Below are 16,235 nucleotides of genomic sequence, written 5' to 3'. Positions count from 1 at the left end.
GCTACTCCAAGTCGGTTGAGATGTTGAAGTGTTCGCTGCGGTTACTGCTGCACTATTTTGTTGTATCGAACGATTCCTCTGCCTGCCTAAAACATTATCTTTTCAGCAACGCCAGGCTTATCTTGTGGGGTGGGCATCTTTCCCGCCTTATAAGTACAAGCGCTACTACTCAGAAACACCGCAAAGCTGGTAACGTCAAACAAAGGAAAAGATTGTTACAGGACGTGACGGCTTGAAAACGCGCTCTAGTTATTGGCATCTACTGCCATACATCCGCCCTCAGTGGAAAACCATTGCTCAGGCTTTTGCTTGCACATTAGGGGTTACGGTATTCTGGCCGATACAGGCGGCACTTGCAGGCAAAATCGCCAATTTCATTGGACAGGGCGATATGGCGGCGCTGGCCCAGTTAGCCGGAGTGCTGGCCGTGGTTTTTCTAGTCCAGAAAATTCTGATGTATGGACAGGATACCCTGATGGCGAAAGCCGCCCTTTTCGTGGCCTTTGACTTACGCAAACAGGTTTATACTCACCTACACCGCCTCAACTTTGGCTATTTTGAAACTACACAGACAGGCGATTTAACTTATCGTCTCACCGAAGATATCGACCGGGTTGGGGAGGTAGTGAACAAAGTTTTCCATGACTTTATTCCCTGTGTGTTGCAGCTAATAGTCGTGTTGGGCTACATGATTTATCTCAACTGGCAGCTGACGCTGGCAACTTTTTTGGTAGCACCGCTAATGGGCGTTTTAATTGGCTGGTTTGGCGAACAGATGCTGAAGTTTTCTCGCCGCAGTCAAAATCACGTATCTAATTTATCGGCTTTGCTGACAGAGGTATTTAGCGGAATTCGTCTGGTGCAAGCTTTCGCCGCCCAAGATTATGAAATTGCTCGTTTTGCCCAGGAAGCTGAAGAAAATCGGAAAGCTAAGTATGCAACTGAACGGCTGAAGGCGATTCAGAACCCTGTGGTAGGATTTCTGTACGCGATGAGCGTGTTGCTGCTGTTTTTCCTGGGCGGCTGGCAAATTTCTATCGGCAATTTGACTGGGGCAGAATTTGTTAGTTATATCGCAGCTGTAGCGTTGCTAATTGACCCCATCGCCCATCTCACAAGTAACTACAACGAGTTTAAACAAGGTCAGGCATCAGTTGACCGGATTTTTGAACTGATGGCAATTCAGCCGACGGTGCTGGAAAAGCCCAGTGCAAAGGTGCTTCCGCCAGTTACTGGAAAGGTGGAATATCGGAATGTTACTTTTGCTTATCCGTCTCCAGCCGACAGAGGGCTGGGCGAAAAGGTAGATTTCCTAATTCCCAATTCCCCAGTTCTGAAAAACTTGAGTATTTTAGTCCAACCCGGTGAAATGATTGCCTTGGTGGGGGCATCTGGTGCGGGTAAAACTACTTTGGTGAATCTGCTACCCCGCTTTTATGACATTCATGGCGGTGAAATTCTGATTGATGGGATCAATATTCAGGATGTGACGCTGCGGAGTTTGCGGCGACAAATTGGTATTGTGCCGCAAGAAACTATTCTATTTTCTGGCACGATCGCGCAGAATATTGCTTTTGGTCAAGCTGAGTTTGACTTGAAAGATGTTCAGGCTGCTGCCGAAATTGCTAACGCCCACCAGTTTATTAGCCAAATGACGCAAGGCTATTACACTTGGGTGGGGGAAAGAGGGGTGAACTTGTCGGGAGGGCAAAAACAGAGGATTGCGATCGCGCGTGCTGTTTTACTCAACCCCAGAATTCTGATTCTCGACGAAGCTACATCAGCACTGGATTCGGAATCTGAAGCTTTGGTGCAAGAAGCCTTAGAACGGATCATGCAAGACCGGACTGTATTTATCATCGCCCACCGCCTTGCCACCGTGCGCCGCGCCGATCGGATTTTAGTGGTGGAACAGGGGCAGATTTTGGAATCGGGGAGTCATCAAGAATTGTTGGAAAAGGGCGATCGCTATGCGCGATTCTATGCCCAACAGTTTAGTTAGGAATTGAGGATTGGGGATTGGGGATTGGCAAAAAGTCCTACCTAGTTCCTAGTCCCTAGTCCCCAGCCCCCAGCCCCCAATCACAGTTGTTCCAAATAGCGCAGTAAATCTGCCATTTCTTTGGTGCTAGGCTGGAACTGCGGCATGGGTGGGGTATCGCCACTGATGACTTGGTGAATTATTCTGACGCGAGACTTCCGCTTTGAGATGTCTTCCAGACTGGGGCCCACCCGACCTTGCGCTTCCAATCCATGACAGCCAGCGCAGTTCATTTGAAAGATGGCGTGTCCCTGCACTACATCGCCGTTTAAGGATAAAACAGTCTTTACATAAGGATCGGAGACGCGCCACAGGTGAAAGCTGACAACTGATAACAGGAGTACCAGCACAAACGCCAAAGCTGTCAAGCTTAAGCGCTGCATCAAGGTTTCTCGTAGAGTGTACTGGTTATCCAATGGTTTCTTAAGGCGAAGATGTACAAACAGAGTTTTTTATCAGGGGGAGAGGGTGATTAGTGTGTAATGACCGAGTATATCGATATGTGTGCTAGTGTATCGAGAAACGTTTCAATTTATATACATAGCTTAAATTTTTCTCTTAATCCAGGCAAGCGTAATTTTGCGTAGCTTTACGCCGCAAGGGATGAGATGCTGTGAAATTCTCTGGTGCCAGCCTTACCCTTTATTTGTCTGTACCTTGTAGGATGAGAAACAGACAAAAAACTTTAACAAAGGAGAACTGACGTGATCGAACCTCTGCTTTCAGGAATTGTGATGGGCTTAATCCTTGTCACCCTCGCTGGGCTGTTTTTCGCTGCTTATATGCAGTACAAGCGCGGTAATGACCTAGGCTTGTAGAAAAAGTGTTGAGTGCTGAGTGCTTTATTCCTCGCCTCAGCACTCAGCACTCATAACTCTGAAGAAGGTGAGGGCTGTGTTGCCATAAACCTTTTGGCGACAGATTTCCAGGGTGGGAACGGGTTCAACTGTCCAGTTGTTGGGGCTGTGTTCTACTGCCATTTCACCAGTGGGAGCTAATATTTGGTAATGCGCGATCGCTTCCAATACTGGCTGATACAGTCCACTGGCGTAGGGCGGATCGAAGTATATCCGGTCAAACTGCTGACCAGCAAGTGTTGGCAATTGCCCTACTACATCTCCCCGCAGCACTTGAAATTTTTGCTCGCTTTGAGCGACTTGCTGCCAGTTTTGCTGTACGATGGCGCAAGCTTTACCCCATTTTTCTATTCCGACTACGCAGTTGGCACCGCGACACAATGCCTCTGCGCCCATCGATCCGCTACCAGCGCACAAGTCCAGCCACCGACAGCCGTTGATGCTGCCCTGCCAAATATTAAACACTGCTTCGCGCACTCGTCCTAGTGTTGGTCGGGTTTCTTGACCGGGTAAGGTTTTGAGTTGGCGATTGCCGTAAATTCTTAGGGTCATTGTGAGAAAAACCGCGTTGGCGAAGGCTGCGCGTTAGCGCTTAGACGCTAAGGACAAGGGAGGGAAGATAAGAATCGGTTAAGGCTTGATCCCCCAACCCCCTTTTCAAGGGGGGCTTTTCTCATCATTTTTTAAGGGCGGGATCTTTTAGCCAAGAAATATTGGGAGTGTACCCAAAAATCTTTTATGCTGGCACTTTCGCCTGTACTTGGGCGACGAAGTTGGATAAAATTTGTAGTCCGCTGGTGGAAGATTTTTCGGGGTGGAATTGGACAGCCATCAAGTTGTCACGAGCGATCGCAGCTGTTACCGTTTGACTACCGTGGGTGATGGTTGCCGCCCTGATTTTCGGGTCAACTGGATCGACGTAGTAGGAATGGACAAAGTACACCCAAGCCTGTTCTGGTAATTGTCGCCACAGTTCGGCATTTGGCTGGGTAATTTCCAGAGTGTTCCAGCCCATGTGGGGAATTGTTAATCCTGGTTCTGAGCTAAATCTTCGCACAACACCGGGGACAATTCCTAAACCGGGTTCTTTGCCTTCTTCACTCCCATCGAAGAGAATTTGCAGACCCAGACAGATGCCTAAGAAGGGTTTCCCGGAAGCGATCGCGTTTTTTATCGGTTCTACTAGGTGACGCGATCTCAATTGTTGCACTGCTGGGTCAAAAGATCCTACCCCAGGCAGTACCACCGCATCCGCCCGTTCAATATCTGACGGTGAATCGGTAATTTTCGCGATCGCGCCTGCTTTCTCCAACCCCTTACAGGCAGAGTGCAGATTCCCCATGTCGTAGTCTATAACTGCAATGACTGTCATGCTCGATCTTATAACTGAATTTTTTATTTTTTCCGCATCAACGTACAATTGTACGTTGATGCCATAAGAGAACGTTATCTCTGTATGTTTTTAATATTTATAATATAACAACCTCCTACTAAAGTCAATATATAAAATAACAATTTCCAAAAAAAAAGGATCCTTTTATTAATAGTTACAGTTTCCTAAATATCCAATGAGTAAAATTATCTTATTGACCTCCTTTGACACTTGGCTACCTCACCAAAAATCCAATTCTTCGGATGATTTATTGTTAGAAGTTGCCAAAAGTGAGCTTTCCCCGCTGTCTTTGAATTTTTTAAGGCAGCTACCAGTTGATGTTGCCCAAGCAAGCGATCGCGTCATTGCCAAAATCAACGAATTGCAAGCCGATGTGATTATCTGCTGCGGCATGGCAGAGGGGAGAAACCAATTAAGCGTCGAATCTTGCGCGAATTGTGGAGATAACCGATTGTTGACACCAGTCAATTTAGAGAAAATATTAGCAGGTTGTGCGGCAACTGATATCAGCCACGATGCCGGAAAATTTGTCTGCGAGGGACTATATTATTCAGTATTGGAATATTTACAAGAACGCCAACTTAATAGCCGCTGCGTTTTCGTTCACGTTCCGGTTTTGACCCCAGATAATTTATCTGGTATTATGGCAGATTTTTTAGTAGTTATTAAAAGCATGGCACTTTTATGAGACTCATAGAGTCTTAGCGTTTATCTATAATCTTGCATCCTATGCTGCCGTTATTATCGATTTTACCCCTTGCTCAAACACCGCCGCCACCACCTAAGCCAGCACCCCAAGAAATCGTGCAACCCCAGCCAGTTCTGCCTTTACCTGGACAGCTGGATAACGTGCCGATGTTTAACAGCAATAGTCCAGAATGGGTAAAACTTGAGGGGATTTTACTCTCTACCTTTCCTCCTACAGGTAAAAAGGTGCCAGGGGCTCATCTTAATTTTCCTTTTCAGGGGAGATTTGATTTATTTGCCCACCATTTTAGCCACACTCCCAAGGATTTGCAGACGCTTTATATAGGAGTGATTTTGCATAATCCAACTAAAAAAGTTGTAAGGGTGCAAGTATTGCAAGCGGCAAGTCAGCTAATGCAAAATGCGCCTTATGTCACCTTGCCAACTTATGTGGAAAATCCTAAAGGTGACGTATACTCAGGACATGGCGATCGCGCTGTGAATGATGTCCTGCGGGGGATTCGTCAGGCTGATATTCCTGCGCAGTTAGCGATTCCACCAGGGGGAAGCCGGATGTTAATGAATCATCCGATTCCGGTGCGGGATTTAGAAAAGCCGATAAATGGGCGTTCAACGTTGATGCGCTTACGCAGTAATGGCACGGTTTATGCAGCCAGTTTAGCAATGTATGCTAAGAAAAATGCTGATGGTAGCGATCGCGCACCTAATCAACTAGAATGGGAAGCTTTACTAAATACTGGCGGTTTAGCAGGGCCCCGCGATACACCGCCGAGTCCTCCACAACAAACTACAGGAAAATTTATCTATAGTCGCGTGGCGGGAGTATCGGCAGGTTCTGCATGGAAAGCGCGACTGGTGGATAAACCAAATGCCCAGCATTTAACAATTCCCGAATCAGGTAAAGCCATTTCTTATCCTATCAGCAGCTTGAAACTAGGAACTCTAGGGACGGGTCAAGTGCAAACAGCAAAAATGCTGGTACGCTATCCCGATACAGCTTACGAAGCGCATGGTAACTATGGAGTAGAATACAACCTCAGCTTACCTTTAATGAACTCTACGAATAAACCTGAAACTGTTAGCGTGACTCTGGAAACGCCATTGAAGGAAGATAAGTTGAGTAAAGGTGGGTTACGCTTCCGAAAACCGCCCCAAGATTTCCCAATTTTCCGAGGAACAGTGCGGTTGCGTTACAACGACGACCAAGGTAAGCCTCAGACTCGCTACGTGCATTTGTGGCACAGAACAGGTCAGGTTTTAGACCCATTGCTAACGTTGAGAATGGCACCGAAAACTCGGCGACAGGTACAAGTTGATTTAATTTATCCTCCTGATGCCACCGCGCCGCAGGCGTTGACTGTGAGAACTTTAGACACTAACTCGGCTAATTTAGGCGCGATCGCATTTTTAAGCGCGATACCCATGTTGTATGGAATTGGGCGTTTAATTTAGTTAGATTATAGGGGCGCGCCCGTTCCGCGTCCCTACTCAAGTTATTGTGATCAAGATAGCGATCGCTTCCATTATGCAGGCAACCTTCCAGACTGGGAAACAAGATAAATTGTAGCTTTTAATACATTTATTGGGTGCATTTGTTGATAAACATATATCTAAGCTTTAAAAAGCGATCCCCAAAAACTATTGCTAATATCTGCTAGAAAAAATCATAGCTTCTAGGGTTCCGGTTTGAATCTGAGGGTTTAAACGACTGGTCCAAGAGAAGCTAATCAGCTTGATCGGATTAGCTGATGACACGGCGGGAAAAAAGCCCGGGAGAGACATCTAACAGTTACCTAACTGTTAGTGCTTTCCTGGGCTTTGATATTGTAATCGTTGGGGATTGAACAATTTTTAGGATTTTGCAAGATGACTGAAGAACGCGATCGCCCCCTTTCTGAGAGTTTAGATTCTCACTCCCAAGAGCCTCCTAGTGAAGCTGAACGAGCTTTGGAAAAAGAAGCGCGACTGCCTTTGACTGGTTGGCAACAGGAGGTTTCCAGAGGATTAGACTTAGGGTTAGAAGGAGCAGACAGTATACGCGATCGCTCCATTCCCACTTTCTCACGCGGCGAATTACCCCACTACGCCGGGATTAACACCTTCTTAAAAGCGCCCTATTTAGAAGATGTAAAAAAAGTTGGAGAATACAATGTTGCGGTTGTCGGCGTACCTCATGATTCCGGTACTACCTATCGACCAGGAACTCGTTTTGGCCCCCAAGGAATTCGGCGCATTTCCGCACTTTATACTCCCTATAGCTTTGAATTAGGCGTAGATTTGCGAGAGCAAATCACCCTGTGCGATGTTGGGGATATTTTCACGATTCCTGCTAATAACGAAAAGTCCTTTGACCAAATTTCTAAAGGTATTGCTCATATCTTTAGTTCTGGTGCCTTCCCGATAATTTTAGGCGGAGATCATTCCATTGGTTATCCGACAGTGCGCGGAATATGTCGTCACTTAGGTGACAAAAAAGTGGGAATTATTCACTTTGACCGCCACGTAGATACCCAAGAAACCGACCTGGATGAACGGATGCACACCTGTCCCTGGTTTCATGCCACCAACATCAAGAATGCACCTCCAAAAAACTTAGTTCAATTGGGGATTGGTGGTTGGCAAGTTCCGCGTGAAGGCGTGAAATTTTATCGAGAACGAGCAAGTAATATCCTGACGGTTACAGATATTACAGAAAAGGGTCTGGATTACGCTGTAGACTTTGCTTTAGAAAGAGCATTAGACGGCACAGATTGCGTTTATATCAGCTTTGATATTGACTGCATTGATGCAGGTTTCGTACCTGGAACAGGATGGCCTGAACCCGGCGGGTTATTACCCCGTGAAGCTCTCTATATGTTGGGCAAAATTGTTCAACGCGCACCTATCTGCGGACTGGAAGTTGTGGAAGTTTCTCCTCCCTACGATATAAGCGATATGACTGCATTAATGGCAGCTCGTGTAATTTGCGACACGATGGGACATTTGGTAGTTTCAGGTCAGCTACCAAGAAAAGAAAAACCAGCTTACATTCACGAAGAAGCTGAGCCAGAATTAGTTGCAGAGTGGAGATAAGCCTTGCACGAAACTGACATGACAAAGGCGCTCATTTTTACAGTAAAAGACTGGTGGCAATCCCAGCCTGAGCGCCCACAAATTTCCCGAATTCACCTGATTGTTGGTAAGTTCACTTGCGTGGAGCCTGTAAGTCTGCAATTTGCTTTTGAGGTACAGACGCACAACACTTTTTTAGAAGGAGTTGAGTTGGTAATTCAAGAAAAGCCCTTAATTGCCTTCTGTCATCCTTGCCAACAGGAATATAACCCTGAAATTGGGTTGCAATACTCTTGTCCTCAGTGTCACTCGCCGATGGAGGATATTCGCTCAGGACGAGAATTGAAAATTGATCGAATTGAATATAGTTTCGACGAGGCAAATAAAGAAGCTTATGCACCAAACATTTGACGCGGCATTAGGGATTAACTTGCTCCATGCTAATCAGAAAGGAGCAGAACATAACCGGGCGCATTTCGACAAGTGGGGGATTACTTGTTTCAATATTATGAGTAGTCCCGGCGCTGGGAAAACAGTGCTGCTGGAACAGACTCTCGCTGCTTTGAAAGATAAGTTAAAAATCGCCGTAATAGAAGGCGACATGACTACAGAATTAGATGCAGATAGGTTGCGACAGTATGGAGTACCTGTGTTTGCAATTAATACAGGTCGTTCCTGCCATTTAGATTCAAAAATGGTCGCTGGGGGAATCCATCAACTGGAACATCAATACAACCCTTCAGACTTCGATTTAGTGCTGGTGGAAAATGTCGGCAATTTAGTTTGTCCTGCGGAATTTGAAGTTGGAGAACACGCAAAGATTGCTCTGCTTAGTATTACTGAAGGAGAAGATAAGCCGCTTAAGTATCCAGTAATGTTTCAAGAGGCGGATTGCTTGCTGATTACCAAAATGGATTTGGCTCCTTATCTGGAAGTTGATATTAATCGGATTGCCGCTAATGTCCGCCAGATGAATCCTTATGCCACAATTATTCCCGTTTCTGCGAAGACAGGCGAGGGATTAGACGTTTGGTTTGATTGGGTAAAGTCACAGGTAGCATCTCAGAATCAACCGCTACTAGATGCAGCGATCGCTAGCAGATAAGAAGAAGCGAGAGTAGGAAAAAGGGAGATTCTCATGAAAAGGCGATCGCTACTGTCCTGTTTTGCTCTCTTTTTAATTAGTTTAAGTCTTGCCGTGGGTTGCACTAATCCCGCAGTTTACATTACCACCACTACCGATACTACTTCCTCCGCAGTGGCGGCTGACTCAGAGAATGCAGGTGTGGCGCGTTTGGGATTCAGTGCATGGCCCGGCTGGTTTCCCTGGCAGATTGCCTACGACCAGAAGATATTCGATGCTAAGCAGGTGGGAGTGGAGCTGAAATGGTTTGATGGCTATTTGGAATCCATCAACACCTTGAGTGCAGAGCAAATCGATGCTAATAGCCAAACCCTAAACGATACCCTTAGCGCGGTATCGGGGGGCGCAGATCAGGTTGTAGTGCTAGTGAACGACAACTCCACAGGCAATGACAAGGTAATCGTCCGGGGAGGCATCAACTCCATTGCCGACCTGAAGGGCAAAAAAGTCGCAGCTGAAGAAGGTGCCGTCGATCACTTCCTCCTGCTGCTGGGACTGAGGAAAGCAGGCTTAACTCAGAAAGATATTGAATTCGTCCCTCTGGAAACAGGGAAAGCAGCATCAGCATTCGTAGGCGGACAAGTTGATGCGGTAGCAGTATTTGCTCCCTTCACAACCCAAGCGCTGAAACTCGCAGGCAGTAAGGAACTTTTCAGTTCCAAAGACTTTCCAGGGGCAATTCCCGACCATTTGGTAGTCACTCACAAATTTGCAGACGAACACCCAGAACGAGTACAGGCATTGGTCGATGCTTGGTTTGCCACCCTGGACTACATGAAGAAAAACCCAGACAAAGCGATCGCAATCATGGCAAATCGGGCGGGAGTCAGCGTTGACGAATACAAAGAGTACGCCCAAGGCACCAGGATCTTCTCAGTGGAGGATAACCTGAAAGCCTTTCAACCGGGCAACGATATGACCTCCCTGATGTTTGCATCTCAGGAAATGACTAAATTTTTGGAAGAAGTGGGTCTAGCGAAGACACAACCAGACCTCAGAAAGCTATTCGATGACCGCTTCATCAAGGCCTATGCCCAAAAAACCATGAAAGCATAGGTATCCGGCAGTTCTTGGTAGTCAAACTACATAACCCTGAAAACTCCTTCAAAATCCTCTAGCAATCCTAACTTTATGAACTTTTGCCTTTCCTCCTCTTTGCGCCCTCTCTTGCCTGTGCGGTTCGTTTAAAAGGTAGTCACAACTGGGTCGAGGATTGCCACGGAGGAATTTATGAGTCAAAGCCCTAAATCGCACGAGTCTTCCACCGAATCAAAAATGTTGCCTTCCACGGTTTTCTGGCGCATTGGCGAAGACATTCCCAAACCTCTGAATACAGCATTGATCGCCACTTCCATTGCACTACCCCTACTACTGTGGTGGCTGGTGACAATGTTCGGGAACATCGATCCCAAATTTTTGCCCTCTCCTGCCCAAGTTATGGCGGCATTTGGACGGCTGTGGAGTACCCGCGAACTCCTCAAAGACACAGTGGCTAGCTTGTGGCGGGTTGGTGTTGGGTTTTTGCTGGCGGCAATTTTTTCCATCCCCGTTGGAGTCCTGATGGGCAGTTTTCCCAGTATTCGGGCATTACTGGAACCGCTGTTCGGGTTGATGCGCTATATGCCTGCGCCGGCTTTCATTCCTCTTTTCATCCTCTACCTAGGCATCGGGGAAGCACCGAAAATTACCCTGATCTTCATCGGTGTCTTTTTCTTCAATTCCCTGATGGTGATGGATACTGTGAAATTCGTGCCTAAAGAATTGATTGAAGCTACCTACACGCTGGGGGGGAACCGTTGGCAGACGTTGTTTCAGGTAATTTTTCCGCACGTCTTGCCCGGAATCATGGATGCCTGTCGAATTAACTTGGCAGCGGCTTGGCAATTGGTGATTGTCTCAGAATTGATTGCCGCAACGGAGGGGTTGGGCCGTCGGATCAGCGTTGCTGGTAGGTTTCTCAACACTGATGAGATTTTTGTCGGGCTAATTGTAATCGGGGTTATCGGGCTGTCATTCGACCTGTTATTCCAGTACCTAATGCGGGTTTCTTGTAAGTGGGCAAGCCAAAAACGATAGATTTCCGACTTATCAGCGTGTGTCGTTCCTAAATATCCATTTAACAATTTAGAGGTTTTAAAGTTATGTACTTGCAAATCAATAATCTGCACAAGCACTTTAATACAAAACAGGGAAATTTAGTTGTCCTCAAGGACATTAATATGACGATTAAGGAAGGCGAATTTATTTGTTCTGTGGGAGCATCTGGATCTGGTAAGTCCACGCTGCTACGGCAGATTGCCGGACTGGATACCCCCACAACAGGGGAAGTTAAGATTGATGGTGTGCGCGTCGCTGGGCCAGGGCCGGATCGGGGGATGGTGTTTCAGCACTACACGCTTTACCCCTGGATGAACGTGCAGGAAAATACAGAATTTGGACTAAAACTTCAGGGAATATCAAAAAAGGAACGACGCGATCGCGCCAGTTACTATCTGAATATAGTCGGGTTGACGGAATTTGCTAGATCGCTGCCCAAAGAGCTATCCGGCGGAATGAAGCAACGAGTAGCCATCGCCCGCGCCCTTGCTTCGGAACCTAAAGTGCTGTTGATGGATGAACCTTTTGGTGCATTGGACATTCACACTAAAGAATCTATGCAACAGTTTATGCTGGAACTTTGGGAACGCAATCGTCTCACGGTTTTCATGATCACCCATGATGTAGAAGAGGCAGTTTTCCTTTCTAACCGAATCTACGCCCTGAGTGCGCGTCCCGGTACGGTGAGCAAAGAAATCCCCATCGAATTGCCCAATCGCACCCATGCTGTGAAGCGCCACTCTATTTTCCACGATTACAAGGATGAATTGATGAACTTGCTGCGGAGAAATTCCTTGGAGGCGGTGGCTGCATAGATATCTATACAGTTCAATTAAACACGCAATTACCTGTAGGGCGGTCGTCTCGCCTACAGGTAATTCAATTTATTGAGTGCTAACCGGAGATGATTTACGGCTGATAGCGGATATTCGCTTCTTTAAAGCGGCGCAAGGCTTCACCCAAGCGATCGCATTCCGCAATCAAACTTACTCGCACGTAACCTTCACCCCCAGCCCCAAAAGCATTCCCCGGCGTTACAACCACACCAGTTTGCTGCAACACTGACAAGGCAAAATCTGTGGAACCCATTCCCACCGGACATGGAACCCAGAGATACATTGTGGCTTTTGGTTTGGGAATATTCCAACCCAATTCGCCCAAACCTTGAATTAGAAAATCGCGGCGACGACGATAGCGATCGCATACCTGATTCACATATTCATCTGGCAATTCCAACGCTGTTTGGGCAGCAGTTTGCAAAGCGGCAAAAATGCCATAATCCAGATTAGTTTTCAGCGTCCGCAAGCCTTGAATAATATGTCTATTTCCCACCACAAAACCCACGCGCCAGCCAGCCATGTTATAAGTTTTTGACATGGTGTGAAACTCGACACCGATATCTTTGCCCCCGGGAATTTCTAACAAGCTAGTCGGCTGATAACCATCAAAGGCTAACTCTGCATAGCACAAGTCATGCACGAGTAAAATTTTGTACTTTTTAGCAAAGGCAACAATATCTTTGAAAAATTCACGGGGTGCTGTTGCGCCAGTGGGGTTACTGGGATAATTGAAATAGAGAATCTTAGCTTGTTCTGCTACAGAATCTGGAATCGCACCGATATCGATTACCCAGTCATTTTCTGGTTTTAAAATCAGCTGGTGAATTTTGCCGCCTGCGATCGCTGGCCCCCGAAAATGAGCCGGATAAGCCGGAGAAGGTACTAAAACCAAATCTCCCGGATTGATATAAGCAAGCGCCAAATGAGTCAACCCTTCCTTAGAACCCAATAGCGGCAAAGCTTCGCTATCCGGATCGAGGTCAACATCATAACGACGACGATACCAGTTAGTGATAGCGCGACGGAAACTGCTAGTACCTTCAAACGGGGGATAGCCGTGATTTGCGGGGTTGTGCAAAGCTGCGATCGCTGCCTCTATCACTGGCTGCGGCGCAGGCCCATCTGGATTCCCCATTCCCAAATCAATTAAATCCAACCCCTGCTCCCGCGCCCTAGCTTTCAGTTCATCCAGGCGGGCAAATACATAGGGCGGCAGGGCTTGCAGCCTGTCGGCTGGGCTAATCCAATCTAACGTCATCAGACCTATCCGTAAACTGGTGTATATTTTCAGCGGGGCAGCGCTCTAAATCCTTATTAGGAATTGGAACATGAAATGCCACCTCGTAACTCAATCAAAACATTTTTAAAAGATAGCTAATTAATCGCCAGCCATTAGCCATTAGCTATTGACAAATGACCAATTGTCGTAGAAACCATTGCCGCCATCAGTTCGTCAGGCACAACCTTAAAGGGTAGCCGATGGATATCAGAATTAGCAGCGCAGGCAATTTCAGCCGCTTGCCGCAACTGAGCTAAAGTGATGTCACCCAAACCCAGATCCTCCAAAGTTTGAGGAAGTCCAATCTCAGCGTAAAACTTTAATAACTGTTGTCTGGCTGTAGCAGCTAATTGGTTGCCTTGTACCATTTCTTCCAAACGCAGCTGTGCGAGAATACCATAAGCGACTTTTTCCCCATGTATGGCACCATGAGCTGCTGGGATGTGAGTCAAACCATTGTGTACTGCATGAGCCGCCACTGTACGACACTGAGCGCCGCCCAATCCACCAATTACCCCAGCTAGTAAAATTGTGGCATCGACAACATCCCTCCAGACTTCACTACCTGGTTCAAGGAGAGCGGCCGCACTCTTTTGAAACAAGATATCCCGCAAGACTCTCGCTTGTTGGACTGCGGCAATTAGCAAACTTTGCTCAGAATGACCACTACTCACAGAAGCTTCGTACCACTTTGCCAAAGCGTCGCCAATACCAGCTACCAGGGTGCGTTGCGGCGCAGTCTGAATCAAATCGTAATCCAGCACCAGCAAATCTGGACAGCGGTCGAGGCTGACATCGTACAGAAAAGCTCCGGTGTCAGAATAAACGTTGGATAGGGCTGTCCAAGCAGCGCAGGTAGCTGCTGAGGTAGGAATCGTGACTACTGGCAACCCGCACTGATAAGCGAGTAATTTGGCGGTATCTAATGCTTTTCCGCCGCCGATGCCGATAATCAGATCGGCTTGAGAATCTGTGGCTGCTTGTCGCAGAGATCTCAAGCTGGCTTCGCTACAATCTGGGCTATAAGATGCTGTGGCAAAGCTTGATTGCTCTAGAACGGCTTGCAATTGGGGCAGTGTGACGGCAAGGGTGCGATCGCCTCCCACAATTAAGGGACGATGCCCCAAACACGCGATCGCTTCTCCCGCTTGCGAGAGCGCTTTCTGACCCCGCAGCACCCGACCGGGAGCCACACAGAGTGAAAACAACGAAGTAGCGGTTTGAGTAGACAAATCTGGCAAAGATTGGTTGGGCATAGAACGAACTATTTTATTCTAAATAGGGGTATCTCTCAAGATTTTTCTGAAAAAAATTTACAGCGAATAAATAGAATTTTCTGGAGGCGGTTGCTTCCTGATACTGGAAGCAACCGCCTCGATTTCATAATGACAAACGCTCAAGCGTTGGGTTTTGGCAGTTGGGCGATATTTTCCGGATAAACTTTAATAGCCAACTGGTCATCATCGCGGGTGACGAGACTCCGCTTCACCTCACCCAAGTAAAGCGGTTTAGAAACTCCTGCTTCTGGGTGGATGACGGTGCGTGCGCGAATAGTGAGTTGGTTGTTTATCTGACCTAAACGACCATAAGAAAACAAGTTGGCGGCGGCTTGACGCAGGGTTGCGTCCAATTGTGTTTCGGTAATTTCCGGGGGAACCTTGATTACTGTCTGCGCGCCCCCAGTGTCATAAACCAGCTTATAGCGCACCGCACCCGGAACTACCGCGTGGGTTAACGGCACCAAACCCAAGGCAAACAAACCACCAGTCAGTACGCCCATAAAGCCAGTGATACCCACGAGGCGAAACCGGATACCCCATTGCAAAATAAACCCCAATCCTGCCAAGACACCGCAGGCTAGGGTGAGGATACCCGCCCACTTGGCATAGTTTAAAAAAGCAGCAGTCGTTATCATGGCAGATCAAGCGTCTTCTTTTTCATTACTGATAAAGCCATTCCCTGAATTGCCATTGGGCAATTCCAGGGCAGCTTTTAAAGTATGCCAGGTAAGGTTAGCGCATTTGATTCTGACTGGGAACTGAGAAACGCCTTGCATGACGTTTAGCTTTCGCTGTTCTTTAGGAAACTCAGCTTGCCCCTTCATCATGTTTTGGAAGCGTTCAACCATTTCCAGCGCTTCGCCTACACTCTTTCCTCGTAAGGCATCCGCCATCAAGTCAGCAGAAGCCATAGCGATCGCGCAGCCTTCTCCTTCAAACTTTACTTCTTCTATGGCGTTGCCTGCATCGTTCAGATGCAACGTCAGCTCAATCGTATCGCCACAGGAAGGATTATGTCCTTTCTGATACCGATGCACCGGATTAGTTTTGCCTTTGTGCCGTGGCTTCTTGTAGTGTTCGAGAATGACCTGTTGATAAAGGTCGCGCAGGTTGCCCAGAGTCATGAGTGGATAAGTATTAAAATTTATGAATCCTTCTCGATCCTATCAGTGTCTCTCAATTTGGCAGGGCTGGTAAACCTCACTCCCAGATTTCTATCCCAGTTTTTGCTCCCTAGCCTCTATTATTTCGTCGATCCGATTTTGCACCTGTTGGCTTACTCCACTAATTTCCTCAGCCGGAATTTTCCAAAGCTTTGTTATCAGCCATTCGTGAACTGGACTAATTACCATGTGACATCTGCCGCAAAGTGTTATCAAATTACACAAGTCATCAGTTCCACCTTTGCTTTTAGGGATAATGTGATGAACTTGTCCGCTGTGTTCTTTGCCGCAAACTTGGCAGGTGCGGTGATCTCTTTGCAATGCTTGTTGCCTAATTTCTCGCCAAGATGACATGGGGGAATTGTTTATATTTTATTTTTTAA

The 16,235-nt window shown here is 47.0% G+C and carries 19 protein-coding genes and 1 riboswitch; of the genes, 11 read left to right on the top strand and 8 right to left on the bottom strand.

Translation table 11 applies throughout. The annotated features are described in order from the left end of the window. Window positions 1-236: hypothetical protein (locus NDI42_RS22295; protein WP_206755954.1), on the top strand; the 236-nt coding region annotated here is incomplete at its 5' end. Next, the gene (locus NDI42_RS22290; protein WP_190458005.1) at window positions 233-2,002 is read left to right on the top strand and encodes an ABC transporter ATP-binding protein; all 1,770 of its coding nucleotides are present in this window, start codon (window positions 233-235) and stop codon (window positions 2,000-2,002) included. The genes NDI42_RS22295 and NDI42_RS22290, both read left to right, overlap by 4 nt. A gap of 80 nt (window positions 2,003-2,082) precedes the next feature. Here NDI42_RS22290 and NDI42_RS22285 read toward each other — a convergent pair whose 3' ends face one another. Next, a complete protein-coding gene (locus NDI42_RS22285) occupies window positions 2,083-2,457 on the bottom strand; it encodes a c-type cytochrome (RefSeq protein ID WP_190458003.1) in 375 nt (124 codons plus the stop codon). A 288-nt stretch (window positions 2,458-2,745) separates the two neighbouring features. Here NDI42_RS22285 and petG point away from each other — a divergent pair, with 288 nt between their 5' ends. After that, window positions 2,746-2,859, top strand: coding sequence for a cytochrome b6-f complex subunit V (gene petG / locus NDI42_RS22280; protein WP_190417421.1), 114 nt, complete (start codon window positions 2,746-2,748; stop codon window positions 2,857-2,859). A gap of 36 nt (window positions 2,860-2,895) precedes the next feature. Here the strand turns inward: petG and rsmD are convergent, their stop codons facing one another. Further along, window positions 2,896-3,450 carry a 16S rRNA (guanine(966)-N(2))-methyltransferase RsmD gene (rsmD, locus tag NDI42_RS22275; RefSeq protein ID WP_190458001.1) on the bottom strand — a complete coding sequence of 185 codons (555 nt, stop codon included), beginning with the start codon at window positions 3,448-3,450 and terminating at the stop codon, window positions 2,896-2,898. A 184-nt stretch (window positions 3,451-3,634) separates the two neighbouring features. After that, window positions 3,635-4,270: an imidazole glycerol phosphate synthase subunit HisH gene (gene hisH, locus NDI42_RS22270; RefSeq protein ID WP_190435830.1), complete on the bottom strand. Its 636-nt coding sequence runs from the start codon at window positions 4,268-4,270 to the stop codon at window positions 3,635-3,637. 196 nt (window positions 4,271-4,466) lie between these two features. Between hisH and NDI42_RS22265 the strand changes: the two genes are divergently transcribed. The 8 genes from NDI42_RS22265 to NDI42_RS22230 all read left to right on the top strand — a co-directional run bounded on the left by NDI42_RS22265 (window position 4,467) and on the right by NDI42_RS22230 (window position 12,106). After that, window positions 4,467-4,979, top strand: coding sequence for a pyroglutamyl-peptidase I family protein (locus NDI42_RS22265; protein WP_190458000.1), 513 nt, complete (start codon window positions 4,467-4,469; stop codon window positions 4,977-4,979). A gap of 41 nt (window positions 4,980-5,020) precedes the next feature. Next, a complete protein-coding gene (locus NDI42_RS22260) occupies window positions 5,021-6,451 on the top strand; it encodes a DUF3370 domain-containing protein (RefSeq protein ID WP_190457998.1) in 1,431 nt (476 codons plus the stop codon). Window positions 6,452-6,661: 210 nt separating this feature from the next. Next, a riboswitch (guanidine-I (ykkC/yxkD leader) is annotated at window positions 6,662-6,777 on the top strand. Between the two features lie 88 nt (window positions 6,778-6,865). Then, on the top strand, window positions 6,866-8,071 hold the full coding sequence (gene speB, locus NDI42_RS22255; RefSeq protein ID WP_190417431.1) for an agmatinase: 1,206 nt from the start codon (window positions 6,866-6,868) through the stop codon (window positions 8,069-8,071). Window positions 8,072-8,074: 3 nt separating this feature from the next. Further along, entirely contained in the window at window positions 8,075-8,461 is a 387-nt protein-coding gene (gene hypA, locus NDI42_RS22250) for a hydrogenase maturation nickel metallochaperone HypA (protein WP_190457996.1), read from the top strand. Beyond that, complete coding sequence (gene hypB / locus NDI42_RS22245; protein WP_190457994.1) at window positions 8,445-9,155, top strand: hydrogenase nickel incorporation protein HypB; 711 nt, start codon at window positions 8,445-8,447, stop codon at window positions 9,153-9,155. The genes hypA and hypB overlap by 17 nt, the downstream gene beginning before the upstream one ends. A 33-nt stretch (window positions 9,156-9,188) precedes the next feature. Next, window positions 9,189-10,250: an ABC transporter substrate-binding protein gene (locus NDI42_RS22240; RefSeq protein ID WP_190457992.1), complete on the top strand. Its 1,062-nt coding sequence runs from the start codon at window positions 9,189-9,191 to the stop codon at window positions 10,248-10,250. A 174-nt stretch (window positions 10,251-10,424) separates the two neighbouring features. Beyond that, entirely contained in the window at window positions 10,425-11,270 is an 846-nt protein-coding gene (locus NDI42_RS22235) for an ABC transporter permease (RefSeq protein ID WP_190457990.1), read from the top strand. Window positions 11,271-11,335: 65 nt separating this feature from the next. Next, window positions 11,336-12,106 (top strand): ABC transporter ATP-binding protein, encoded by a 771-nt coding sequence (locus tag NDI42_RS22230; RefSeq protein WP_190457988.1) that lies wholly within the window; start codon window positions 11,336-11,338, stop codon window positions 12,104-12,106. 94 nt (window positions 12,107-12,200) lie between these two features. Here NDI42_RS22230 and NDI42_RS22225 read toward each other — a convergent pair whose 3' ends face one another. From NDI42_RS22225 to NDI42_RS22205, 5 genes are all read right to left on the bottom strand, one after another. Beyond that, window positions 12,201-13,388, bottom strand: coding sequence for an aspartate aminotransferase (locus NDI42_RS22225; protein WP_190457986.1), 1,188 nt, complete (start codon window positions 13,386-13,388; stop codon window positions 12,201-12,203). A 134-nt stretch (window positions 13,389-13,522) separates the two neighbouring features. Further along, complete coding sequence (locus NDI42_RS22220; protein WP_190457984.1) at window positions 13,523-14,665, bottom strand: iron-containing alcohol dehydrogenase family protein; 1,143 nt, start codon at window positions 14,663-14,665, stop codon at window positions 13,523-13,525. Between the two features lie 140 nt (window positions 14,666-14,805). Continuing rightward, a complete protein-coding gene (locus tag NDI42_RS22215) occupies window positions 14,806-15,324 on the bottom strand; it encodes a Ycf51 family protein (protein WP_190457982.1) in 519 nt (172 codons plus the stop codon). Between the two features lie 6 nt (window positions 15,325-15,330). Then, on the bottom strand, window positions 15,331-15,813 hold the full coding sequence (gene sufU, locus NDI42_RS22210) for a Fe-S cluster assembly sulfur transfer protein SufU (protein ID WP_190457980.1): 483 nt from the start codon (window positions 15,811-15,813) through the stop codon (window positions 15,331-15,333). Between the two features lie 90 nt (window positions 15,814-15,903). Further along, entirely contained in the window at window positions 15,904-16,206 is a 303-nt protein-coding gene (locus NDI42_RS22205) for an HNH endonuclease (RefSeq protein ID WP_190457978.1), read from the bottom strand. Between the last annotated feature and the right edge of the window lie 29 nt (window positions 16,207-16,235).

Origin of the sequence: Funiculus sociatus GB2-C1, assembly GCF_039962115.1 — a bacterium.
Lineage (GTDB): Bacteria > Cyanobacteriota > Cyanobacteriia > Cyanobacteriales > FACHB-T130 > Funiculus > Funiculus sociatus.
Note: the sequence above shows the minus strand (reverse complement) of the source record. Positions and strands in the feature narration are given on the sequence as shown.